The 23,815-nt window shown below is 72.4% G+C and carries 11 protein-coding genes; 5 read left to right on the forward strand and 6 right to left on the reverse strand.

All coding sequences use genetic code 11. The annotated features are described in order from the left end of the window. Positions 1-20: 20 nt before the first annotated feature. From F6B93_RS00455 to F6B93_RS22615, 4 genes are read right to left on the reverse strand one after another with little or no spacing between them, the layout of a single operon-like run. The gene (locus F6B93_RS00455; RefSeq protein ID WP_246540934.1) at positions 21-4,487 is read right to left on the reverse strand and encodes a PE family protein; all 4,467 of its coding nucleotides are present in this window, start codon (positions 4,485-4,487) and stop codon (positions 21-23) included. 51 nt (positions 4,488-4,538) lie between these two features. Continuing rightward, positions 4,539-8,651 carry a PE family protein gene (locus F6B93_RS00460; RefSeq protein ID WP_211697150.1) on the reverse strand — a complete coding sequence of 1,371 codons (4,113 nt, stop codon included), beginning with the start codon at positions 8,649-8,651 and terminating at the stop codon, positions 4,539-4,541. A gap of 51 nt (positions 8,652-8,702) precedes the next feature. Further along, positions 8,703-12,476, reverse strand: a complete 3,774-nt coding sequence (locus F6B93_RS23345; RefSeq protein ID WP_281426120.1) for a PE family protein — start codon at positions 12,474-12,476, stop codon at positions 8,703-8,705. Positions 12,477-12,527: 51 nt separating this feature from the next. Continuing rightward, positions 12,528-15,863, reverse strand: coding sequence for a PE family protein (locus F6B93_RS22615; RefSeq protein WP_246540937.1), 3,336 nt, complete (start codon positions 15,861-15,863; stop codon positions 12,528-12,530). Positions 15,864-16,469: 606 nt separating this feature from the next. Between F6B93_RS22615 and F6B93_RS00470 the strand changes: the two genes are divergently transcribed. After that, positions 16,470-17,294, forward strand: a complete 825-nt coding sequence (locus F6B93_RS00470) for a ZIP family transporter (protein WP_211697151.1) — start codon at positions 16,470-16,472, stop codon at positions 17,292-17,294. A gap of 3 nt (positions 17,295-17,297) precedes the next feature. Here F6B93_RS00470 and F6B93_RS00475 read toward each other — a convergent pair whose 3' ends face one another. Further along, positions 17,298-17,438, reverse strand: coding sequence for a hypothetical protein (locus tag F6B93_RS00475; protein WP_211697152.1), 141 nt, complete (start codon positions 17,436-17,438; stop codon positions 17,298-17,300). A gap of 205 nt (positions 17,439-17,643) precedes the next feature. On the opposite strand from F6B93_RS00475, the gene F6B93_RS00480 reads away from it, so the two are divergent. Further along, on the forward strand, positions 17,644-19,635 hold the full coding sequence (locus F6B93_RS00480) for a S9 family peptidase (RefSeq protein WP_211697153.1): 1,992 nt from the start codon (positions 17,644-17,646) through the stop codon (positions 19,633-19,635). A gap of 119 nt (positions 19,636-19,754) precedes the next feature. On the opposite strand, the gene F6B93_RS00485 is transcribed toward F6B93_RS00480, so the two are convergent. After that, entirely contained in the window at positions 19,755-20,708 is a 954-nt protein-coding gene (locus F6B93_RS00485; protein ID WP_211697154.1) for a helix-turn-helix transcriptional regulator, read from the reverse strand. A 63-nt stretch (positions 20,709-20,771) separates the two neighbouring features. On the opposite strand from F6B93_RS00485, the gene F6B93_RS00490 reads away from it, so the two are divergent. From F6B93_RS00490 to F6B93_RS00500, 3 genes are all read left to right on the forward strand, one after another. After that, complete coding sequence (locus F6B93_RS00490; protein ID WP_246540938.1) at positions 20,772-21,422, forward strand: TIGR03086 family metal-binding protein; 651 nt, start codon at positions 20,772-20,774, stop codon at positions 21,420-21,422. A 205-nt stretch (positions 21,423-21,627) separates the two neighbouring features. After that, on the forward strand, positions 21,628-22,158 hold the full coding sequence (locus F6B93_RS00495; protein WP_246540939.1) for an anthrone oxygenase family protein: 531 nt from the start codon (positions 21,628-21,630) through the stop codon (positions 22,156-22,158). A gap of 113 nt (positions 22,159-22,271) precedes the next feature. Next, complete coding sequence (locus tag F6B93_RS00500) at positions 22,272-23,783, forward strand: long-chain-fatty-acid--CoA ligase (RefSeq protein WP_211697156.1); 1,512 nt, start codon at positions 22,272-22,274, stop codon at positions 23,781-23,783. The last annotated feature ends 32 nt before the right edge of the window (positions 23,784-23,815 follow it).

Consider the following 23,815-nt stretch of genomic DNA (forward strand, 5'->3'; position numbering starts at 1 on the left):
CCACATAACTCTCGATAGCGCTAGGCGGCGGGTCCGCCGGCACCGCCGTCACCGCCGTCACCGCCGGTGCTGCCGACCGCGGGGAGGCCGTCCAAGCCGTCGTCGCCGGGGCCGCCGCTACCGGCACCGCCGTCACCGCCGGCACCGCCGTCACCGCCGGCACTGCTTGATCCGGCGTTGGCGCCGCCGGTGCCGCCGTTGCCGCCGTCGGCGCCGTTGGCGCCGGCCCCGGTGGTGCTGGCCCCGCCGCTACCGCCGTCACCGCCGCGACCGCCCTGACTGTTGTTGACGTTGGCGCCGCCGTTGCCGCCGTCGGTGGCGGCGCCGGCGGCCCCGGCTGTCCCGTCGCTGTCGCCGCCGTTGCCGCCGTCGCCGCCGCGACCGCCGGTACTGTTGCCGGCGCTGTCGTCGCGGCCGTCAGCGGCCAGGCCGCCGTCACCGCCATCGCCGCCGGCGGTGGCCCCGAATCCGCCGTCACCGCCAGCACCGCCGGCACCGCCGACACTGCTGCCGGAGTTGACACCGGGGGTGCCGCCGTTGCCGCCGTTAGCACCGTTGGCGCCGGCCCCGGTGGAGCTGGCGCCGCCGTTACCGCCGTCACCGCCGCGACCGCCGGTACTGAAGACGCCGGCATTGTCGCCGCCGTTACCGCCGGCGGTGGCCGCACCCGCGGCCCCGGCAACCCCGTCGCTGTCACCGCCGTTACCGCCGTCGCCGCCGCGACCGCCGGTACTGTTGCCGCCAGCGTTGTCGTTGCGGCCGTCAGCGGCCAGGCCGCCGTCGCCGCCGTCGCCGCCGGCAGTGGCCCCGAATCCGCCGTCACCGCCAGACCCACCGGCCCCGCCGCGACTGTCGCCGGCGTTGGCGCCGGGGGTGCCGCCGTTGCCGCCGTTCGCGCCGTTGGTGCCGGTCCCGGTGGTGCTGGCGCCGCCGTTGCCGCCGTTACCGCCGTTACCACCATGACTGAAGCCGCCGGCCTTGCTGCCGCCGTTGCCGCCATCCGCGGCTGCGCCGGCGGCCCCGGCAACCCCGTCGCTGTCGCCGCCGTTGCCGCCGTCACCGCCGCGACCACCGACACTGTCGCCGTTGATGTTGTCGTCGCGGCCGTCAGCGGCCAGACCGCCCTCACCGCCGTCGCCGCCGGCGGTGGCCCCGAATCCGCCGTCACCGCCAGACCCGCCGGCACCGCCGACACTGCCGCCTGAGTTGGCACCTGGGGTGCCGCCGTTGCCGCCCGTCGCCCCGTTGGCGCCGGCCCCGGTGGTGCTGGCCCCGCCGTTACCGCCGTCACCGCCGCGACCACCCACGCTGGACACGCCGGCGTTGGCGCCGCCGTTACCCCCGGCGGTGGCCGCGCCGGCGGCCCCTGCTGTCCCGTTGCTGTCACCGCCGTTGCCGCCGTCACCGCCGCGACCCCCGCGACTGGTGCCGTTGGCGTTGTCGTCGCGGCCGTCAGCGGCCAGACCGCCGTCGCCGCCGTTGCCGCCGGCGGTGGCCCCGAATCCGCCGGCACCGCCAGACCCGCCGTCACCACCGAAACTGGTGCCGGAGTTGGTGCCGGCGGTACCGCCGTTGCCGCCCGTCGCGCCGTTGGCGCCGGCCCCGGTGGTGCTCGCGCCGCCGTCACCGCCGTCCCCGCCGCGACCACCGCTACTGATTCGGGCGTTGGCGCCGCCGTTGCCGCCGGCGGTGGCCGCGCCGGCGGCCCCGGCTGTCCCGTCGCTGTCGCCGCCGTTGCCGCCGTTGCCGCCGTCCCCGCCGCGACTGGTGCCGGTGGTGTTGTCGTCGCGGCCGTTAGCGGCTAGACCGCCGTCACCGCCGTCGCCGCCCGCGGTGGCCCCGAAGCCGCCGTCACCGCCAGACCCGCCGCCACCACCGAAACTGTCGCCGGCGTTGGCGCCGGCGGTGCCGCCGTTGCCGCCGTTAGCGCCGGCAGCGCCGGCCCCGGTGCTGCTGGCGCCGCCGTCACCGCCGTCCCCGCCGCGACCACCGCTGCTGATTCGGGCGTTGGCGCCGCCGTTGCCGCCGGCGGTGGCCGCGCCGGCGGCCCCGGCTGTCCCGTCGCTGTCGCCGCCGTTGCCGCCGTCGCCGCCGCTACCACCGCGACTGGTGCCGGTGGTGTTGTCGTCGCGGCCGTCAGCGGCCAGACCGCCGTCCCCGCCGTCGCCGCCGGCGCTGGCGCCGAACCCGCCGTCACCGCCAGACCCGCCGTCACCACCGTCACTGCTGGTGGAGTTGGCGCCGGCGGTGCCGCCGTTGCCGCCGGTGGCGCCGTCAGCGCCGGCCCCGGTGGTGCTGGCGCCGCCGTTGCCGCCGTTACCGCCACGACCACCGGAACTTCTACCTCCGGCGTTGTCGCCGCCATTGCCGCCGTCGGCGGCCGCGCCGGCGGCGCCGGCTGTCGCGTCGCTATCGCCGCCGTTACCGCCGTTACCGCCGTCCCCGCCGAAACTGTTGCCGTTGATGTTGTCGTTGCGGCCGTCAGCGGCCAGACCGCCGTCGCCGCCGTGGCCGCCGGCGCTGCCCCCGAATCCGCCGGCACCGCCAGCACCGCCGTCCCCGCCGGCACTGTCGCCGGAGTTGGCGCCGGCGGTGCCGCCGTTGCCGCCCGCCGCGCCGTTGCCCCCGGCCCCGGTGGTGCTCGCGCCGCCATCACCGCCATCACCGCCACGACCACCGAAACTGCCGCCGGCGTTGGCGCCGCCGGCGCCGCCGCTGCCGCCGCGACCGCCGGCCCCGGCTGTCTCGTCGCTGGCCCCGCCGTTGCCGCCGGTCCCGCCGTCCCCGCCGAAACTGAGGCTGTTGGTGTTGTCGTCGCTGCCGTCAGCGGCCAGACCACCAGTGCCGCCGTCGCCGCCGGCGCTAGCCCCGAATCCGCCGTCACCACCAGAACCGCCGTCGCCACCGACACTGATGAGGGAGTTGGCGCCGCCGGCGCCGCCGTTGCCGCCCGTCGCACCATTGCCTCCGACCCCGGTGCTGCTGGCGCCGCCGTCACCGCCGTCACCACCGCGACCACCCTCACTGGTGTCGCCGGCGTTGGCGCCGCCGGCGCCGCCGTCACCGCCGCGACCGCCGAGGCCGCCGTCACCACTGATAGCACCGCCAGCACCGCCGACCCCGCCGTCACCGCCGCGACCACCGACACTGTTGCCGACGGCGCTGTCCGGGCCGCTGGCACCAGCCCCGCCGGCTCCGCCGGCCCCACCATCGCCGACCAACCCGCCAGCACCGCCGTTACCGCCGGCACCGCCATCGGCGCCGGCGGCCGTGGCATCGGCTCCGTTGCCGCCGGTGCCGCCGTTACCCCCGCTGGTCGTTTGCCCGGCTGCGCCGTTGGCACCGATAAGACCGCCACGCCCACCGGCCCCACCCGCCCCGGGGTTCCCACCATCGCCGCCGTCACCACCGCGACCAGCATTGAGGGTGATGTCGCCGCCGGCACCCTGACCGCCGTCACCCCCAAAGCCACCGGCACCACCCGTACCACCAGCGCCGAACAACCACCCACCGTTGCCGCCGGCCCCACCGGCCCCACCGGCCCCACCGGCAGCGCCGTCAGTGCCCCCCGCCCCCAGCGTCGCCCCTTGATCACCGGCGGCGCCGGCCGCGCCAGCACCACCCACGCCACCGTGGCCGATCACCACCGCGCTCCCGCCGCTACCGCCGACACCCGCGAGGTCACCGCTACCCCCGGCCCCACCCGCACCGCCGTCGCCGTAGAACAACCCGCCGCGGCCACCACCCCCACCGGTCCCACCGCTGCCGCCCACCGCAGCGCCGCTCCCACCGAGGCCACCGGCCCCGCCATGACCGAACAACCCCACCGCCGCGCCGCCAGCCCCCCCGATCCCGCCGGCACCGACGGTGCCCACGCCGCCGAGCCCACCGACACCGCCGTTGCCCAGCAGCCAGCCACCGGCCCCACCGGCACCGCCCGCCGCGCCCACGGCGCCCGTCCCGCCGGCCCCACCACGGCCACCATGGCCGATCAACCCCGCAGCCCCACCCGCACCACCGACCTGTCCGGGTGCCCCGGACCCGCCGGCCCCGCCATTGCCGAACAGGATCCCACCGGCCCCCCCGTTGGCCCCGGTACCTGCCGCTCCGTCGGCGCCGTTACCGATCAGCGGGCGCCCCAACAAGAATTGGGTGGGGGCGTTGATGACCGCGAGCAGGTCTTGTTCGACGCTTTGCGCCGACGCGTTGAGCGCCTCAGCACCCGCATAGGCCCCCCCAGCGCTGGTCAGCGCTTGCACGAACTGCTGATGAAACTGTGCCACCTGGGTGCTGAGTACCTGATAGTCGGCGGCGTGCGCGGAAAACAGGGCCGCGATGGCCGCCGACACCTCATCGCTGCCGGCGGTCAACACCGTCGTCGTGTTCGCCGCCGCGGCGGCATTAGCCGCATTGATGGTCGAACCAAGACCGGCCAGATCCGTTGCCGCCGTGGCGATAACCTCCGGGGCCGCGATCACCAAAGACATCCGATACCTTCCCACCACGTCATGACCACGGCCACATACCCGCCATAGCGGCTAGTCGGCGGGCCCACCGTCACCGCCGTCACCGCCTTGGCCGCCCGCGCTGCCGACCGCGGGGAGGCCGTCCAAGCCGTCGTCGCCCTCACCGCCGTTACCGTCACCGCCGTCACCGCCGGCACCGCCGTCACCGCCGGCACTGCTTGATCCGGCGTTGGCGCCGCCGTTGCCGCCGTTGCCGCCGTCGGCGCCGTTGGCGCCGGCCCCGGTGGTGCTGGCCCCGCCGTTACCGCCGTCACCGCCGTCACCTCCCCGACTGGTGATTCCGGCGTTGTCGCCGCCGTTACCGCCGTCGGCGGCGGCGCCGGCGGCCCCGGCCGTCCCGTCGCTGTCGCCGCCGTTACCACCGTCACCACCGACACCACCGCGACTAGTGCCGGTGGTGTTGTCGTCGCGGCCATCAGCGGCCAGGCCGCCGTCACCGCCGTCGCCGCCGGCAGTGGCACCGAATCCGCCATCACCGCCAGACCCGCCGTTACCGCCGAAACTGTTGGTGGAGTTGGTGCCGGCGGTGCCGCCGTTGGCACCGTTGGCGCCGTTGGCGCCGGCCCCGGTGGTGCTGGCACCGCCGTCACCACCGTCACCACCACGACCACCCACACTGCCGTCGGCGTTGGCGCCGCCGTTGCCGCCGTTGGTGGCCGCGCCGGCGGCCCCGGCTGTCCCGTCGCTGTCGCCGCCGTTGCCGCCGTTGCCGCCGTCACCACCGCGACTGCTGCCGTTGGTGTTGTCGTCGCGGCCGTCAGCGGCCAGACCGCCGTCACCGCCGTCACCGCCGGCGGTGGCCCCGAATCCGCCGTCACCGCCAGACCCGCCGGCGCCGCCGACACTGGTGCCGGAGTTGGTGCCGGCGGTGCCGCCATTGCCGCCCGTCGCGCCGTTTCCGCCGGCCCCGGTGGCGCTGGCGCCGCCGTCACCGCCGTCACCGCCGCGACCACCTTCACTGCTTGAGCCGGCGTTGTTGCCGCCGTTGCCGCCGTCGGTGGCCGCGCCGGCGGCCCCGGCCGTCCCGTCGCTGTCGCCGCCGTTGCCGCCGTCACCGCCGCGACCGCCGAAACTTGAGAAGGTGCTGTCGTCGCGGCCGTCAGCGGCCAGACCGCCGTCACCCCCGTCACCGCCGGCGGTGGCCCCGAATCCGCCGTCACCGCCAGACCCGCCGGCGCCGCCGACACTGTTGCCGGAGTTGGTGCCGGCGGTGCCGCCGTTGCCGCCCATCGCGCCGTTGCCACCGACCGCGGTGCTGCTGGCGCCGCCGTCACCGCCGTCACCGCCGCGACCACCTTCACTGCTTGAGCCGGCGTTGTTGCCGCCGTTGCCGCCGTCGGTGGCCGCGCCGGCGGCCCCGGCTGTCCCGTCGCTGTCGCCTCCCTTGCCGCCGTCACCGCCGCGACCGCCGACACTGCTGCCGTTGGTGTTGTCGTTGCGGCCGTCAGCGGCCAGACCGCCGTCACCGCCGGCGCCACCGGCGGTGGCCCCGAATCCGCCGTCACCGCCAGACCCGCCGCCACCACCGAAACTGCTGCCGGAGTTGGCGCCGGCGGTGCCGCCGTTGCCGCCCGCCGCCCCGTTGGCGCCCGCCCCGGTAGTGCTGGCGCCGCCGTCACCGCCGTTACCGCCGCGACCACCCGCGCTGTTTACCGCGTTGTTGCCGCCGTTGCCGCCGTTGGCGGCGGCGCCGGCGGCCCCGGCAACCCCGTCGCTGGCGCCGCCGTTGCCGCCGTCACCGCCGGCACCGCCGTCACTGTTGCCGTTGGTGTTGTCGTCGCGGCTGTCAGCGGCCAGACCGCCGTCACCGCCGTCGCCGCCGGCGGTGGCCCCGAATCCGCCGTCACCGCCAGACCCGCCGTCACCGCCGACACTGCTGGTGGCGTTGGCGCCGGGGGTGCCGCCGCCACCGCCCGTTGCGCCGTCGGCGCCGGCCCCGGTGGTGCTGGCACCGCCGTGACCGCCGTCACCACCGCGACCACCGAAACTGGTGATTCCGGCGTTGTCGCCGCCGTTGCCGCCGTCGGCGGCTGCGCCGGCGGCCCCGGCAACCCCGCCGCTGTCACCGCCGCTACCGCCGTTACCGCCGTCACCGCCGATACTGACGCCGCTGGTGTTGTCGTCGCGGCCGTCAGCGGCCAGACCGCCGGTGCCGCCGTCACCGCCGGCGGTGGCCCCGAATCCGCCGTCACCGCCAGACCCGCCGCTACCGCCGCGACTGCTGGTGGCACCGGCGCCGGCGGTGCCGCCGTTGCCGCCCACCGCGCCGTTGGCGCCGACCCCGGTGGTGCTGGCGCCGCCGTCGCCGCCGTCACCGCCGCGACCACCCTCACTGGCTGCGGCGTTGGCGCCGCCGTTGCCGCCGTCGGCGGCAACGCCCGCGGCCCCGGCAACCCCGTCGCTGTCGCCGCCGTTACCGCCGTCGCCGCCGTCACCGCCGACACTGAAGCCGGTGGTGTTGTCGTCGCGGCCGTCAGCGGCCAGACCGCCGGTGCCGCCGTTGCCGCCGGCGGTGGCCCCGAATCCGCCGTCACCACCAGACCCGCCGCCACCGCCCCGACTGCTGAGGGAGTTGGCACCAGGGGCGCCGCCGTTGCCGCCCGTCGCGCCGTTGCCTCCGACCCCGGTGCTGCTGGCGCCGCCGTCACCGCCGTCACCACCGCGACCACCCTCACTGGTGAAGCCGGTGTTGTCGCCGCCGGCGCCGCCGTGGCCGCCGCGACCGCCGAGGCCGCCGTCACCGCTGATGGCACCGCCAGCACCGCCGGTACCGCCGTCCCCGCCGCGACCACCGACACTGAGGCCGGCGTTGTCCGGGCCGCTGGCGCCAGCCCCGCCGGCTCCGCCGGCCCCACCATCGCCGACCAACCCGCCAGCACCGCCATCACCGCCGACACCGCCATCGGCGCCGGCGGCCGTGGCATCGGCACCGTTGCCGCCGGTGCCGCCGTTACCCCCGCTAGTCGTTTGCCCAGCTGCGCCGTTGGCGCCGATAAGACCGCCACGCCCACCGGCCCCACCAGCACCGGGGTTTCCACCATCGCCGCCGTCACCGCCGCGACCAGCATTGAGGGTGATGTCGCCGCTGGCGCCAGCACCGCCGTCACCCCCAAAGCCACCGGCACCACCCGTACCACCAGCACCGAACAACCACCCACCGTTACCGCCGGCCCCACCGGCCCCACCGGAAGATCCGTCGGTGCCCGCCGCCCCCAGCGTCGCGCCCATATCACCGGCGGCGCCGGCCGCACCGGCCCCACCCACCCCACCATTGCCGATCACCACCGCGCTCCCGCCGCTACCGCCGACACCCGCGCCAGTACCGCCACCCCCGGCCCCACCCGCACCGCCGTCGCCGTAGAACAACCCGCCGCGGCCACCACCCCCACCGGTCCCACCGCTGCCGCCCACCGCAGCGCCGCTCCCACCGAGGCCACCGACCCCGCCATGACCGAACAACCCCACCGCCGCGCCACCAGCCCCCCCGATCCCACCGGCACCGACGCTGCCCACGCCCCCGAACCCACCGACACCACCATCGCCCAGCAGCCAGCCACCGGCCCCACCGGCACCGCCCGCCACGCCCACGACACCCGTCCCGCCGGCCCCACCACGGCCACCATGGCCGATCAACCCCGCGGCCCCACCCGCACCGCCAACCTGCCCGGGCGCCCCGGACCCGCCGGCCCCGCCATTACCGAACAAAATCCCACCGGCCCCCCCGTTGGCCCCGGTACCTGCCGCTCCGTCGGCGCCGTTACCGATCAGCGGGCGCCCCAACAAGAATTGGGTGGGGGCGTTGATGACCGCGAGCAGGTCTTGTTCGACGCTTTGCGCTGACGCGTTGAGCGCCTCAGCACCCGCATAGGCCCCCCCAGCGCTGGTCAGCGCTTGCACGAACTGCTGATGAAACTGTGCCACCTGGGTGCTGAGTACCTGATAGTCGGCGGCGTGCGCGGAAAACAGGGCCGCGATGGCCGCCGACACCTCATCGCTGCCGGCGGTCAACACCGTCGTCGTGTTCGCCGCCGCGGCGGCATTAGCCGCGCTGATCGTCGAACCAAGACCGGCCAAATCCGTTGCCGCTGTCGCGATAACCTCCGGGGCCGCGATCACCAAAGACATCCGATACCTTCCCACCACGTCATGACCACGGCCACATACCCGCCATAGCGGCTAGTCGGCGGGCCCACCGTCACCGCCGTCACCGCCTTGGCCGCCCGCGCTGCCGACCGCGGGGAGGCCGTCCAAGCCGTCGTCGCCCTCACCGCCGTTACCGTCACCGCCGTCACCGCCGGTACCGCCGAAACCGCCGGCACTGGTGCCGGAGTTGGCGCCGCCGTTGCCGCCGTTGCCGCCGTCGGCGCCGTTGGCGCCGGCCCCGGTGGTGCTGGCCCCGCCGTTACCGCCGTCACCGCCGCGACCGCCCTGACTGTTGTTGGCGTTGGCGCCGCCGTTGCCGCCGGCGGTGGCCGTGCCGGCGGCCCCGGCAATCCCGTCGCTGTCACCGCCATTACCGCCGTCACCGCCGCGACCACCGGCACTGGCGCCATTGATGTTGTCGTCGCGGCCGTCAGCGGCTAGACCGCCGTCACCGCCGTCGCCGCCGGCAGTGGCACCGAATCCGCCATCACCGCCGGACCCGCCGGAACCGCCGAAACTGTCGACGGAGTTGGCGCCGGGGTTGCCGCCGTTGCCGCCGCCCGCGCCGTTGGCGCCGGCCCCGGTGGTGCTGGCACCGCCGTCACCACCGTCACCGCCACGACCGCCCTGACTGCTGTCGGCGTTGTCGCCGCCGTTGCCGCCGTCGGTGGCCGCGCCGGCGGCCCCGGGTGTCCCGTTGCTGTCGCCGCCGTTGCCCCCGTCACCGCCGCTACCGCCGCGACTGACGCCGTTGGTGTTGTCGTCGTGGCCGTCAGTGGCCAGACCGCCGTTGCCGCCGTCGCCGCCGGCGGTGGCCCCGAATCCGCCGTCACCGCCATCACCGCCGCCACCGCCGAAACTGCTGCGGGAGTTGATGCCGGCGGTGCCGCCGTTGCCGCCGCCCGCGCCGTTGGCGCCGGCCCCGGTGGTGCTGGCCCCGCCGTCACCGCCGTCACCACCGCGACCGCCGAAACTGGCTGATCCGGCGTTGGCGCCGCCGTTACCGCCGTCGGCGGCCGCGCCGGCGGCCCCGGCGAGCCCGTCGCTGTCGCCGCCGTTACCGCCGTTGCCGCCGCTACCGCCGGTACTGGTGCCGGTGGTGTTGTCGTCGCGGCCGTTAGCGGCCAGACCGCCGTTGCCGCCGTCGCCGCCGGCGGTGGCCCCGAATCCGCCATCACCGCCAGAACCGCCGTCACCGCCGAAACTGCTGGTGGAGTCGGTGCCGGCGGTGCCGCCGTTACCGCCCGCCGCGCCGTTGGCGCCCGCCCCGGTGCTGCTGGCGCCGCCGTCACCACCGTCACCGCCGCGACCACCGTCACTGTTGGCGGCGTTGTTGCCGCCGTTGCCGCCGTCGGCGGCGGCGCCAGCGGCCCCGGCAACGCCGTCGCTGTCGCCGCCGTTGCCGCCGTCACCGCCGTTGCCGCCGAAACTGTCGCCGTTGGTGTTGTCGTCGCGGCCGTCAGCGGCCAGACCGCCGTCGCCGCCGTCGCCGCCGGCGGTGGCCCCGAATCCGCCGTTACCGCCGTCACCGCCGTCACCGCCGAAACTGCTGGTGGAGTTGGTGCCGGCGGTGCCGCCGTTGCCGCCCGCCGCCCCGTTTGCGCCGGCTCCGGTGGTGCTGGCGCCGCCATCACCACCGTCACCACCGTCACCACCCTCACTGTTTGCGGCGTTGTCGCCGCCGTTGCCGCCGTCAGCGGCCGCGCCGGCGGCCCCGGCGACCCCGTCGCTGTCGCCGCCGTTGCCGCCGTCACCGCCGACACCGCCGACACTGTCGCCGTTGGTGTTGTCGTCGCGGCCGTCGGCGGCCAGACCGCCGTTGCCGCCGTCGCCGCCGGCGGTGGCCCCGAATCCGCCGTCACCGCCGTCACCGCCGGCACCGCCGACACTGCTGCCGGCGTTGGCACCGGCGGTTCCGCCGTTGCCGCCCGCCGCCCCGTTGGCGCCGGCCCCGCTGGAGCTCGCACCGCCATCACCACCGTCACCGCCGCGACCACCCGCACTGATTGCGGCGTTGTCGCCGCCGTTACCGCCGTCAGTGGCCGCACCGGCGGCCCCGGCGGTCCCGCCGCTGTCGCCGCCGTTACCGCCGTCACCGCCGCGACCGCCGATACTGAATGAGTTGTTGTCGTCGCGGCTGTCAGTGGCCAGACCGCCGTTGCCGCCGTCGCCGCCGGCGGTGGCCCCGAATCCGCCGTCACCGCCATCACCGCCGGCACCGCCGATGCTGCTGCCGGCGTTGGCGCCGGGGGTGCCGCCGTTGCCGCCCGTCGCGCCGTTGCCTCCGGTCCCGGTGGTGCTGGCGCCGCCGTCACCGCCGTCACCACCGCGACCACCAATACCGAGGCCGTTGGCGTTGTCGCCGCCGGTGCCGCCATCACCGCCGCGACCGCCGAGGCCGCCGTCACCACTGATGGCACCGCCAGCACCGCCGACCCCGCCGTCCCCGCCGCGACCACCGACACTGTTACCGGCGGCGCTGTCAGGGCCGCCGGCACCAGCCCCGCCGGCTCCGCCGGCCCCTCCGTCGCCGACCAACCCGCCAGCACCGCCGTCACCGCCAGCGCCGCCGGTGTCGCCGGTGTCGCCGACGACGCCCATAGCATCGGCACCGTTGCCGCCGGTGCCGCCGTTACCCCCGCTAGTCGTTTGCCCAGCTGCGCCATTCGCACCGATAAGACCGCCACGCCCACCGGCCCCACCCGCCCCGGGGTTCCCACCATCGCCACCGTCACCGCCGCGACCAGCATTGATCGCCATGTCGCCGTTGGCACCCTGACCGCCGTCACCACCGAAGCCACCGGCACCACCCGTACCGCCAGCACCGAACAACCACCCACCGTTACCGCCGGCCCCACCGGCCCCACCGGAAGATCCGTCGGTGCCCGCCGCCCCCAGCGTCGCGCCCATATCACCGGCGGCGCCGGCCGCGCCAGCACCACCCACGCCACCGTGGCCGATCACCACCGCGCTGCCGCCGCTACCGCCGGCACCCGCGCCAGCACCGCTACCCCCGGCCCCACCCGCACCGCCGTCGCCGTAGAACAATCCGCCGCGGCCACCACCCCCACCGGTGCCACCGCTGCCGCCCACCGCAGCGCCGCTGCCGCCGAGGCCACCGGCCCCGCCATGACCGAACAACCCCACCGCCGCGCCGCCAGCCCCCCCGATCCCGCCGGCACCGACGCTGCCCACGCCCCCGAACCCACCGACACCGCCGTTGCCCAGCAGCCAGCCACCGGCCCCACCGGCACCGCCCGCCGCGCCCACGGCGCCCGTCCCGCCGGCCCCACCACGGCCACCATGGCCGATCAACCCCGCAGCCCCACCCGCACCACCGACTTGCCCGGGTGCCCCGGACCCGCCGGCCCCGCCATTGCCGAACAGGATCCCACCGGCCCCCCCGTTGGCCCCGGTGCCGGGAGCCCCGTCGGCGCCGTTACCGATCAGCGGGCGCCCCAACAAGAATTGGGTGGGGGCGTTGATGACCGCGAGCAGGTCTTGTTCGACGCTTTGCGCCGACGCGTTGAGCGCCTCAGCACCCGCATAGGCCCCCCCAGCGCTGGTCAGCGCTTGCACGAACTGCTGATGAAACTGTGCCACCTGGGTGCTGAGCAGCTGATAGTCGGCGGCGTGCGCGGAAAACAGGGCCGCGATGGCCGTCGACACCTCATCGGTGCCGGCGGTCAACACTGTCGTCGTGTTAGCCGCCGCGGCGGCATTGGCCGCGCTGATGGTGGAACCCAGACCGGCCAGATCCGTTGCCGCCGTGGCGATAACCTCCGGGGCCGCGATCACCAAAGACATCCGATACCTTCCACCCTCGTCATGACCACGGCCACATAACTCTCGATAGCGCTAGGCGGCGGGCCCGCCGTCACCGCCGTCACCGCCCTGGCCACCCGCGCTGCCGACCGCGGGGTCACCGACGATGCCGTCGTCGCCGGTTCCACCGCTACCGGCACCGCCGTTGCCGCCGGCACCGCCGTCACCGCCGTCACTGCTTGATCCGGCGTTGGCGCCGCCGTTGCCGCCGTTGCCGCCGTCGGCGCCGTTGGCGCCGGCCCCGGTGCTGCTGGTCCCGCCGTTGCCGCCGTCACCGCCGGGACCGCCCACACTCAAGTTGCCGGCGTTGTCGCCGCCGTCGCCGCCGTTAGTGGCCGCGCCTGCGGCCCCGGCTGTCCCGTCGCTGTCGCCGCCGTTGCCGCCGTCTCCGCCGCGACCGCCGGTACTGTTGCCGCCGCTGTCGTCGCGGCCGTCAGCGGCTAGACCACCGGTGCCGCCGTCGCCGCCGGCGGTGGCCCCGAATCCGCCGTCACCGCCAGAACCGCCGCCACCGCCGACACTGCCGCCAGCGCTGCCGGCGGTGCCGCCGTTGCCGCCGTTGGCACCGTTGGCGCCGGCCCCGGTGGTGCTGGCGCCGCCGTCACCGCCGTCACCACCACGACCACCCTCACTGAATAGGATGGCGTCGCCGCCGTTACCGCCGTCGGTGGCCGCGCCAGCGGCCCCAGCAACCCCGTCGCTGTCGCCGCCGTTACCACCGTCACCGCCGCGACCGCCGGCACTTCCGATGACAGCGTCATCGGCGCCATCGGCGGCCAGACCGCCGTCACCGCCGTCGCCGCCGGCGGTGGCCCCGAATCCGCCGTCACCGCCAGAACCGCCGTCACCGCCGTTACCGTTGGTGGAGTTGGCGCCGGGGTTGCCGCCGTTGCCGCCCGTCCCGCCGTTGGCGCCGGTCCCGGTGATGCTGGCGCCGCCGTTACCGCCGTCACCGCCACGACCACCCTGACTGGATCCGGAGTTGGCGCCGCCGTTGCCGCCGGCGCCGGCCGCGCCGGCGGCCCCGGCAACGACGTCGCTGTCGCCGCCGTTACCGCCGTCGCCGCCGCGACCACCGTCACTAAACAGATTGGTCTCGTCGCCGGCATCACCGGCCAGCCCGCCGGCCCCGCCATCGCCGCCGACGCTGCCGCCGAATCCACCGTCACCGCCAGAACCGCCGGCACCGCCGAAACTGTTTCCGGCGGAGTTGGCGCCGCCGGTGCCGCCGGTGCCGCCCGCCGCCCCGCTGCCGCCGGTCCCGGTGGTGCTGGCGCCGCCGTCACCACCGTCACCGCCGCGACCAGCCTCACTGGATCCGTCGCCAAGTGCGCCGGCGTTGGCGCCGCCGTTGCCGCCGGTGCCGCCGGCGCCGCCGGCGCCGCCCGTCCCGGTGGTGGTGGCGCCGCCGGTACCGCCGTCGCCGCCGCGACCACCCTGACTGAAGCTTCCGGAGGTGGTGTTGTCGTCGGCGCCAGCAGCGCCCAGACCGCCAGCCCCGCCGTCGCCGCCGACGGTGGCCCCGAATCCGCCGTCACCGCCAGAACCGCCGTCACCGCCGACACTGTTGAGGGAGTTGGTACCTGGGGTGCCGCCGTTGCCGCCCGCCCCGCCATTGCCGCCGGCCCTGGTAGTGCTGGCGCCACCCTCACCGCCGTCGCCGCCGCGACCGCCCTCACTGATGGCGGAGGCGTTGGCGCCGCCGGCGCCGCCGTCGCCGCCGCGACCGCCGATGCCGCCGTCACCAGTGATAGCACCGCCAGTACCGCCGACCCCGCCAGAACCGCCGTCACCGCCGAGACTGTTGACGGAGTTGGCGCCGGAGGTGCCGCCCTTGCCGCCCGCCCCGCCGTTGCCGCCGGCCCCGGTGGTGCTCGCGCCACCCTCACCGCCGTCGCCGCCGCGACCACCCTGACTTGTGAGTCCGGCGTTGGCGCCGCCGGCGCCGCCATCACCGCCGCGACCGCCGTTGCCGCCGTCACCACTGATAGCACCACCAGTACCGCCGACCCCGCCGTCACCGCCGCGACCACCGACACTGTTATCGACGGCGCTGTCGGGGCCGCTGGCGCCAGCCCCGCCAACTCCGCCGGTGCCACCATCGCCGACCAACCCGCCGTCACCGCCGTCACCGCCGACACCGCCATCGGTGCCGACGGCCGTGGCGTCGGCACCGTTGCCGCCGTTGCCGCCGTTACCCCCGCTGGTCGTTTGTCCAGCTGCGCCGTTCGCGCCGATAAGACCGCCACTGCCACCGGCCCCACCCGCCCCGGGGTTGCCGCCGTTGCCGCCGTCACCGCCGCGACCGGCATTGAGGGTGATGTCGCCGTTGGCGCCGGCGCCGCCGTCACCCCCGAGGCCACCGGCACCACCCGCGCCGCCAGCACCGAACAGCAGCCCACCGTTGCCGCCGGCCCCACCGGCCCCACCGGGAGAGCCGTCGGTGCCCGCCGCCCCCAGTGTCGCGCCCACATCACCGGCGGCGCCAGCCGCGCCGGCACCGCCCACTCCGCCGTTGCCGATCAACAGCGCGATGCCGCCTTTTCCGCCGGCACCCGCGAGGTCACCGCTACCCCCGGCCCCACCCGCCCCGCCGTCGCCGTAGAACAACCCTCCGCTGCCACCAACCCCACCGGTGCCACCGCTGCCGCCCACGGCAACGCTGGTCCCGCCGACCCCACCGGCCCCGCCGTGACCGAAGAACCCCAGCGGCGCGCCGCCAGCCCCACCGATCCCGCCGGCACCGACGACGCCTACACCCCCAATCCCACCGGCACCACCATTGCCCAGTAGCCATCCACCGGCCCCACCGGCACCGCCCGCCGCGCCCACGAGGCCTGTCCCGCCGGCCCCACCACGGCCACCATTGCCGATCAACCCCGCAGCCCCACCAGCCCCACCAACCTGCCCGGGCGCCCCGGACCCGCCGGCCCCGCCATTACCGAACAGGATCCCGCCGGCCCCGCCGGCAGCCCCGGTGCCGGGAGCCCCGTTGGCGCCGTTACCGATCAGCGGGCGCCCCAACAAGAATTGGGTGGGGGCGTTGATGACCGCGAGCAGGTCTTGTTCGACGCTTTGCGCTGACGCGTTGAGCGCCTCAGCACCCGCATAGGCCCCCCCAGCGCTGGTTAGCGCGTGGACGAACTGCTGATGAAACTGTGCCACCTGGGTGCTGAGTACCTGATAGTCGGCGGCGTGAGCGGAAAACAGGGCCGCAACGGCCCCCGACACCTCATCCGTGCCGGCGGCCAACACCGTCGTCGTGTTAGCCGCCGCGGCGGCATTGGCCGCGCTGATGGTCGAACCAAGACCGGCCAGATCCGTTGCCGCTGTCGCGATAACCTCCGGTGCCGCGATCACAAAAGACATCCGATTCCTCCTACTTAGGTCATGGCCACGCCCACATACCGAGCTGCGCATCCCCGGTCTCCACCGAAAACCGCTGCGCCCCACCGCGGAGCATACTATACCTATTTGTACTGAAAAAGCCTAATCTGACTATACCGGGCCACGACCGCACGGTCGGCCTGCGCGGAGAAACTCTAATCTCGAAGAAGAAACTCTCATCTAGCCTGGATACGGCATCGGGGTGTAAGTAGGTCCGCCTTGGAAGCGGCCGATAACCCCTGCGCGGCAAAGAGTTTCGCCGCGAGTGCGTTCGAGGGGTTCGAGTGGCGGATGCGGAGCTATTGAGGTATGGGATAGTCCGACGCCAAGCAATCTCACCAGCAAGTTGGGCGACCGTCTTCTCCTTGGCGATTTGAAATTGCATTCAACTAGCTGTCACAGCTGCTGCTTCCGCACTTCACGAGGAGGCACACGCCGGCTGGGGTGATTCGCACGTTGGGTCAGCCATCAGCTCGGCCATCGTGGGTGACTCGAGCTCGATCGGCTAGACCAGTCACCGGATCGTCGGGCGCCGGCTTGCAAATCCTTAGCTGATTGCTGGTCGTTTGGTCAAGATACGCTTCGATCGTGAACGAACTCCTCGGACGGAATTTGCTGGCGATCGTCTTGATCTTCGCGGTAGCCATGCTCGGGGGGCTGCTCCCTTGGCGCTTCGCTAGCACTCGCAGAAGCGAGGTCTACCTAGGTTGGGGCAACGCATTCGCCGGGGGAGTACTCCTTGCCGCTGGTCTCATTCACCTGGTGGGCGACGCCGTGGCAGGTTTTGCGGACCTGTGGCCCACGGTCGACTATCCATGGGCACTCACGCTTGCCGCCGGAGCCTTTCTGCTCATCTTGGGTATCGAGCGAGTGCTGCCGAGAGTGTCTCGGGTTCCTGCGGGCTCGGCCGCTTTGGGCAGTGATCCGGAATCGGACTCGATCGTTGCGGCGGCTGATGAATCTAACCGGTACCCCTACTTGCTCCTGTTGACCCTGTCCGTTCATTCCATCATCGCCGGCATGGCGTTGGGTGCGCAGAAGTCCGTTGCAGGTTTCGTGGCGATATTCATCGCGATCCTGGCTCACAAGTCTGCGGGGGGCTTCGCGCTGGGAGTGAGTTTGCATCGCGTTGGAACCAACTTTTCCCGCGCGCGGGCGCTCGTGACTGGATTCTCCATCATGACCCCATTGGGCATCATGCTCGGAACCGGCATTTCAGCGCTTCTGGATTCCACGGGTGCGCAAGTGTTCGAGGCACTCGTCGACGCTATCGCCGGCGGCACATTCCTCTACATAGCCAGCTTGGACATCATTCGTGAAGCGTTCATTCCCCCACGAGACGACCGGCACATCAGGTGGGTATGGGTCGCCACCGGCCTTACTCTCATGGCCATCGTCGCCATCTGGACGTAGATGTCAACCGGCGTGGATGCGGTGGAACGTCCGGAGGATCGTCGCCATCACCAGGTCACGTCGAGGGACTTGGCGCACCAGATCGTCGGGTGGTTCTTCGACCGGGTGGTTCAGGCAGTCAGTGCCGCCGGCCACGCGATGCATCGGCTCGGACGATGTGATCAGGTACTCGCGCTACGTCATCACCGCAGCCTGACCGGAGAGGTCGTCGCAGACGCCTCCAGCGGCTCGGTCGGAGGCGCTGGAGGACGACTGAACGAGAGTTCTCCCCTGATCGGGGGTGCAGCGGAAGTCTGTACAGCACATGGATGCTCACCCACCGCGCACTGTTGACCTAGGCTAGGCGGCCATGGCGACCTACGGTTCGTGGCCCACTCCGATCACCTCCGAACTCGTTGTGCGGGCCGCCGCCGGACTCGGCGGCGTGAGCCTGCACGGTGACACCGTGATCTGGTCCGAGCTGCGACCGGAGGAGGGTGGCCGCACTCAACTCGTGCGGCGCACGGGTGACGAACCGCCCGTCGATCTGTTGCCGAAGGACCGTAATGCCCGCACCGCCGTGCACGAGTACGGCGGGGGCGCCTGGTGGGTCGCGGGTGAGACGGTGTACTTCGTCGACTGGGCGGATCAGCGCCTCTACGCCGTCACCGGGGACTCCCCGCCGGTGCCAGTGACCCCCGAGCCGAAGGTGCCGCGCGGCGACCGATGGGCAAACGGATGCGTCGCGTCGGGAGGACGATGGGTGTTGGTCGTGCGGGAGCATCACCCGAGCGGGAGTGGCCCAGCCGAGGTGGTCAACGAGATCGTCGTGCTCGACGGCACCGGCGAGGTCGCCCCACGCACGCTGGTGACGGGCCCGGACTTCGTGTCCGATCCGCGCGTCTCTCCCGACGGCAGTCGGCTGTGCTGGTTGCAGTGGTCGCATCCCGACATGCCATGGGACGGCACCGAGCTGTGTGTGGCCGACGTGCAGTGGGCCGACATCGGTCCGACACTGGCTGATCCTCGGGTGATCGCCGGTCGACCCGACGCCGGGCCCGGGGGTGCCGGTGCCGGCGAATCGGTGAGTGCCCCGCGCTGGGCCGAGGACGGCTCCCTGTGGTTCATCTCCGACAGGTCGGACTGGTGGAACCTCTACCGGTGGGACCCAGGCACGGATGGCGTCACGTGCACCGTGGCTGTCGACGCCGAGATTGGGCTTCCTCAATGGGTTTTCGGCCAGTCACGCTTTGCGTTCCTATCGGGCGGTCGCACCGTGTTCGCCTTCTCGCGTGCTGGGATCGACTATCTGGCGATGCGACTGTCCGACGGTCGCGTGGTCGACCTTGATGTGCCCTACACTTCGTTCGCCTCGATCCAGGCCGACGGTGACCGCGTCGTTTTCGTTGGTGCTTCCGCCACCGTCGAGCCGGCCGTGGTGTCGGTTCGCGTGGAGACCACGGGTGCGGTCACTGCGACCGAGATACTGCGTCCACCCCGTGATCTCGGGCTCGACGTGAGGCTATTCTCGCGGCCTGAGTCAATCTCGTTCCCGTCCAGCGAAGGCCGCACCGCCCACGCGTTGTTCTACCCACCGACCAACCCGGATGTGACCGCCGAGACCGGAGAGCTGCCGCCGCTGCTCGTGCTGATCCACGGCGGGCCTACCAGTGCGGCCCGGCCGATGCTGCAACTCGGTACGCAGTATTGGACGAGCCGGGGCTTCGCAGTGGTGGACGTCAACTACGGCGGGTCGACCGGCTACGGGCGCGCCTACCGCAACCAGCTTCGCCACCAGTGGGGCATCGTCGACCTCGACGACTGCGAGGCGGCGGCCCGCTGGTTGGCCGAGCAGCAGCGCGTCGATCCCGCCAGGTTGTGTATCCGGGGTGGGTCGGCCGGCGGCTATACGACGCTGGCGGCCCTCGCCTTCCGGAACACGTTTGCCGCCGGCGCCAGTCACTTCGGCGTGGCCGACCTCGAAGCGCTGGCCACCGAGACCCACAAGTTCGAGAGCCGGTATCTGGACGGGCTCATCGGGCACTACCCGGCTCGACGCGACCTCTACCTCGAACGCTCGCCGATCCACCACATCGACGGCTTCGACCGCCCGCTCATCGTCCTGCAAGGCCTCGAGGATGAGATTGTGCCGCCCAACCAGGCCGAGATGATCGTCGAGGCTCTTCGCGCCAAGGGCATCCCGGTGGCCTACGTCGCCTTCGAGGGTGAACAGCACGGGTTCCGCCAGGCGGTGAACATCCGTCGGGCGCTTGATGCCGAACTGTCCTTCTACGCACAGGTTTTCGGGTTCACGCTGCCCGCGGGGGAGCGCATCGATCTCGTTCCTGTCGAGAACCTGTAGCCGCAAGCAGCCGACGTCGGTGCCCTGGGTGAACCGTTCCGGGTTTGATGCCGCTTCCTTCTGTGTACTTTTGCACCAGCGTTCGGACGCGACCGGTCGCGTGAGCAAGCGGCGCGTATTCAGCTGTAGCGCGTTACCAGCGCGTCGCCGATCGCGGCAAGGTGGTCGCGCACGCCCTGCGGGCCGGTGACGTCGAGCCATTCGATGAGCCCGGCAAGTTCGCCGGCGAGGGCGTACTCGTTGTGGCCCCGGATCACAATCTCGATCCGGCCGCCGGGCGTGGAACCGCCCACCTCGAGGCGGCCCCCGAGAATCGCCCGGAGCAGGCCGAGCCCGTCGGGAGCACACGTGGCCTGAATCTCGACGGGGGTGCGCTTTCGGTCGACCTCGTCGGCGATCTCGCGCCAGCTCTCGGCAAGGTCGAAACCCTCGGGTCGGTGGACGGGATTGTCGGTCACGTCGACCGACGAGACACGGTCGATTCGGAAGGTCCGTCGACCGGACTCTGTATCGGAGACCAGATACCACGTCGAGCCCTTGGCGACAATGCCCAATGGGTGGACGGTCCGCTCGGTCTCGGCGCCCTGGCGGTCGACGTAGCCTAGCCGTATCTGGACGCCGCGGATCACCGCCTCTTGAAGTTCATCGAGAAACCGGGGTGGTGGTCGGGGCTCCACGAGCTGGCTGGATCCCCAGTGTCGGGGGTCTACGACGAGTGATGTCGCGGCTGCCTGGGCCTGCGCCCGGAAGGGCTCGGGCAGTGCGCGCACAAGCTTGCGCAGAGCGGCCTTCACGCCCGGGGTTGCCGTCGAGGCGGGTCCGGCTACGAGAAACAGTGCCCGAGCCTCACTCGCGGTCAGCCCTGAGAGGTCGGTGCGGGCGCCGCCCACCAGACGCCACCCGCCTCCTCGTCCCTGCATGGAGTAGACAGGCACCCCGGCGACGCTCAACGCTTCGAGGTCGCGGCGGGCGGTGCGCTCGGACACCTCCAACTCCAGAGCGACCTCCGATGCGGTGATCTGTTTGCGATGTTGTAGCAGCAGGAGGATGGCTACGAGGCGGTCGGCTCGCATGCAACGACACTTTCACACCAAACCGGACACCAGATGACCGGTTTGGGTCGGCACAATGGCGCCATGATCACACCGACCAGTCCCACCGGCAACCACCTCAAGGATCCCCGGCCGATCCTCGACCGTGCCATCGTCACCGGCGGGTCCGTCATTGCCGGCGTCCGGCCAGAGCGACTCACTCACCCGACTCCCTGCACAGACATGAACGTGCGGGAACTGCTTGCCCACCTCATTGGTGTGCTTGACCGCGTTGCTGCGCTCGGCAACGGCGACGATCCTTTCACCGTCACCGAGGCCCCTGTCCCCGACGATCGCTGGCTCGATGCGTGGCGGGAGTCAGGCAGACGAGCTACGGGTGCCTGGAGCGACGACGCCGTGCTCGAGCGACCCATGGCACTGCCGTGGATCGAAGGCAACGGCGCCGAGGTGCTGGCGTCGTACTTCTCCGAGCTAATCGTCCACACGTGGGACCTTGCGACGGCTACCGGTCAGCACCCTGACTGGGACGATACGGTCGTCGCCGCGGCACTCGACGGGGCACGCCAGATCCTCCCCGCCGAGAACCGCCGGGGTCTCTATGAGGAGATCTCAGCCACGATGGGCCTCGACGAGGTCGGCGTCCCCTTCGCCGAGGCCGTACCGATACCCGATGACGCTCCCGCCATCGACCGCCTCGTCGCCTGGACCGGCCGGGATCCGCGCCACCGATCCTGAGGTACGGACCAGCGTGGCTGTCCAAGGATCCGGCGGATCTGCGAATCGTGTTCTTAGGTGCGGTCCGCGTGAGACGAACCTTGAACGAGTAGGTCAGCGGCGCGAGAACATGCGGCCGAACGTCAGAACCCACCAATGAGGACAACGGGACGGACCCCTGCGCTGTCCGATAATTGCCAACGCTGTCCCTGGTTAACTTTGGGGCGTGAATAGGGGCCTCTTTGTCAGCCTGACCGCCCTCGCTGTGATCGCCAGCGCTATGGCGGGCGGAATGATGTACGTGTTCTCCACCTTCGTGATGCGGGGGCTGGACCGGACCGGTCCGGTCGCGGCGATCACCGCGATGCGCGGTATCAACGCTGAAGCGGAGTCCAATCCGGCTTTCCTGCTGGGGTACTTCGGTGCAACGATCCTGGCTCTGGCGGTCGGCGTGTTCGCCGTCATCCGACTAAGTCAACCCGGAAGCTGGTGGGTGCTGGTAGGCGCGGTCTGCGGGATTCTCGCCGCGATCATCACTGTCGCCGTCAACGTGCCGCTCAACAACCATCTTGACGGTGTGAATCCGGTGGGGTTGTCAGCCGTCGATGCCGCCCGCGAGTGGCGCGCCTACTCCAGAACATGGACGGCGTGGAACCATGTCCGAACCGTAACCGCGTTGGTCGCCGCCCTATTGATGCAGATCGGGCTTGCGCGACAGCTGAACGATTTGCGACATCGCGGTCAAGGTCGCGCCTGAAGATCGCTATAGCGGCGTTCTAGGCCCGACGGTGTTGCCTGCACCATGGTCTTCGGGTGCATTGCGGATCAAGATTACGTCTAGCGGTTTGTACCAGCCTGGAAGGCAGTCGGATGACCAATCTCAGTTCGAACCTGGTTGAGGCCAGGCGCAACCATCCTGACAGCGTCGCGCTGCGTTGTGACGACCTAACGCTCACCTACGCCGAGTTCGACGCCGCCGCCGCACGTGTCGCCACCTTCCTTGATCAGGCGGGGGTGGAGTCCGGCGACCGCATCGGGGTGATGCTGCCCAACACGCCGGCGTTTGCTGTGGTGTTCTACGGCATCCTGCGCCGCGGTGCGATGGCGGTTCCGGCGAACCCACTGCTGAAGGCCCGCGAGATTGAGTACTACCTAGCCAACACCGGCGCGAAGGCATTGTTCGCACCACCTGGCGAAGCCGACCAGGCCATGGCCGGTGCTGCTGCGGCCGGCGCCGAGTGCTGGGTGGTCGATGACGCGGGTCTGGCCAAGCTGATTGCGGGTGTGGCTCAGCAGGGCGAGCCGGTGCTGCGGGCCGACACCGACGCCGCCGTCATCCTGCACACCTCGGGCACCACGGGAAAACCCAAGGGCGCGGTGCTCACCCATGGTGGGCTGGGCCACAACGCCGAGGTATGTGTGCGCACGCTGACCCGTATCGGACCGCAGGACGTTGTGATGGGCTGTCTGCCGTTGTTTCACGTGTTCGGCCTGACCTGCGGGCTCAACTCAGCGGTCCTCGCCGGCGCGACGCTCACCCTGGTTGCACGCTTCGATCCGCGCAAGGCGCTCGAGGTGATAGAGCGCGACGGCGTCACCGTGTTCGAGGGTGTGCCGACGATGTATTCGGCGCTGCTGGGCCCGGCAGCGGGCGCGTCACCCACATCGGCCCGAACATTGCGGGTCTGCATCTCGGGCGGCGCATCACTTCCTGTGCGGGTGCTCGCGGACTTCGAGAAGGCTTTTGGCTGCACGATTCTCGAGGGCTACGGGCTGTCCGAGACATCCCCAGTCGCCTCGTTCAACCATCCCGACAAGCCCCGCAAGGCCGGCTCGGTGGGCACCCCCATCGAGGGTGTCGAGATGCGTCTGGTGGACCTCAACGGAGCCGAAGTGCCGCGAGGCGAGCCAGGCGAGATCCAGATCCGCGGCCACAACATCATGAAGGGCTACTGGAACCTGCCGGAAGCCACCCGGTCGGCGATTTCCGAGGACGGCTGGTTTTCCACCGGCGACATGGGGCGCATCGACGAGGACGGCTACTACTACATCGTCGACCGCAAGAAGGACCTCATCATTCGCGGCGGATACAACGTGTACCCCCGGGAGATCGAGGAGGTGCTCTACGAGCATCCGGCGGTGGCCGAGGCCGCCGTCGTCGGCATTGCGCACGATTCGCTCGGCGAGGAAATCGGCGCTGCGGTCGTGCTCAAAGACGGCGCTACCGCCGAATCCAACGAGCTGCGCGACTTCGCAAAAAACCGGGTGGCCGCCTACAAGTACCCGCGACAGGTGTGGATCCTCGATGCCCTACCCAAGGGGCCGACCGGCAAGGTGTTGCGCCGCGAGATCACTATTCCGACGACCCAAAGTGGAGAATAACCGCATGGTGCCGAACCAAACCTGTTCCGGCC

The sequence above is a fragment of the Mycobacterium spongiae genome (genome assembly GCF_018278905.1).
Lineage (GTDB): Bacteria > Actinomycetota > Actinomycetes > Mycobacteriales > Mycobacteriaceae > Mycobacterium > Mycobacterium spongiae.

Excerpts from the sequence above, each read along its gene's own strand:
- F6B93_RS00500 (WP_211697156.1), top strand. The coding sequence starts at position 22,272 with ATGACCAATCTCAGTTCGAACCTGGTTGAGGCCAGGCGCAACCATCCT.
- F6B93_RS00455 (WP_246540934.1), bottom strand. The coding sequence starts at position 4,487 with ATGTCTTTGGTGATCGCGGCCCCGGAGGTTATCGCCACGGCGGCAACG.
- F6B93_RS00485 (WP_211697154.1), bottom strand. The coding sequence starts at position 20,708 with ATGCGAGCCGACCGCCTCGTAGCCATCCTCCTGCTGCTACAACATCGC.
- F6B93_RS00460 (WP_211697150.1), bottom strand. The coding sequence starts at position 8,651 with ATGTCTTTGGTGATCGCGGCCCCGGAGGTTATCGCGACAGCGGCAACG.
- F6B93_RS00480 (WP_211697153.1), top strand. The coding sequence starts at position 17,644 with ATGGCGACCTACGGTTCGTGGCCCACTCCGATCACCTCCGAACTCGTT.
- F6B93_RS00490 (WP_246540938.1), top strand. The coding sequence starts at position 20,772 with ATGATCACACCGACCAGTCCCACCGGCAACCACCTCAAGGATCCCCGG.
- F6B93_RS23345 (WP_281426120.1), bottom strand. The coding sequence starts at position 12,476 with ATGTCTTTGGTGATCGCGGCCCCGGAGGTTATCGCCACGGCGGCAACG.
- F6B93_RS22615 (WP_246540937.1), bottom strand. The coding sequence starts at position 15,863 with ATGTCTTTTGTGATCGCGGCACCGGAGGTTATCGCGACAGCGGCAACG.
- F6B93_RS00475 (WP_211697152.1), bottom strand. The coding sequence starts at position 17,438 with ATGCATCGCGTGGCCGGCGGCACTGACTGCCTGAACCACCCGGTCGAA.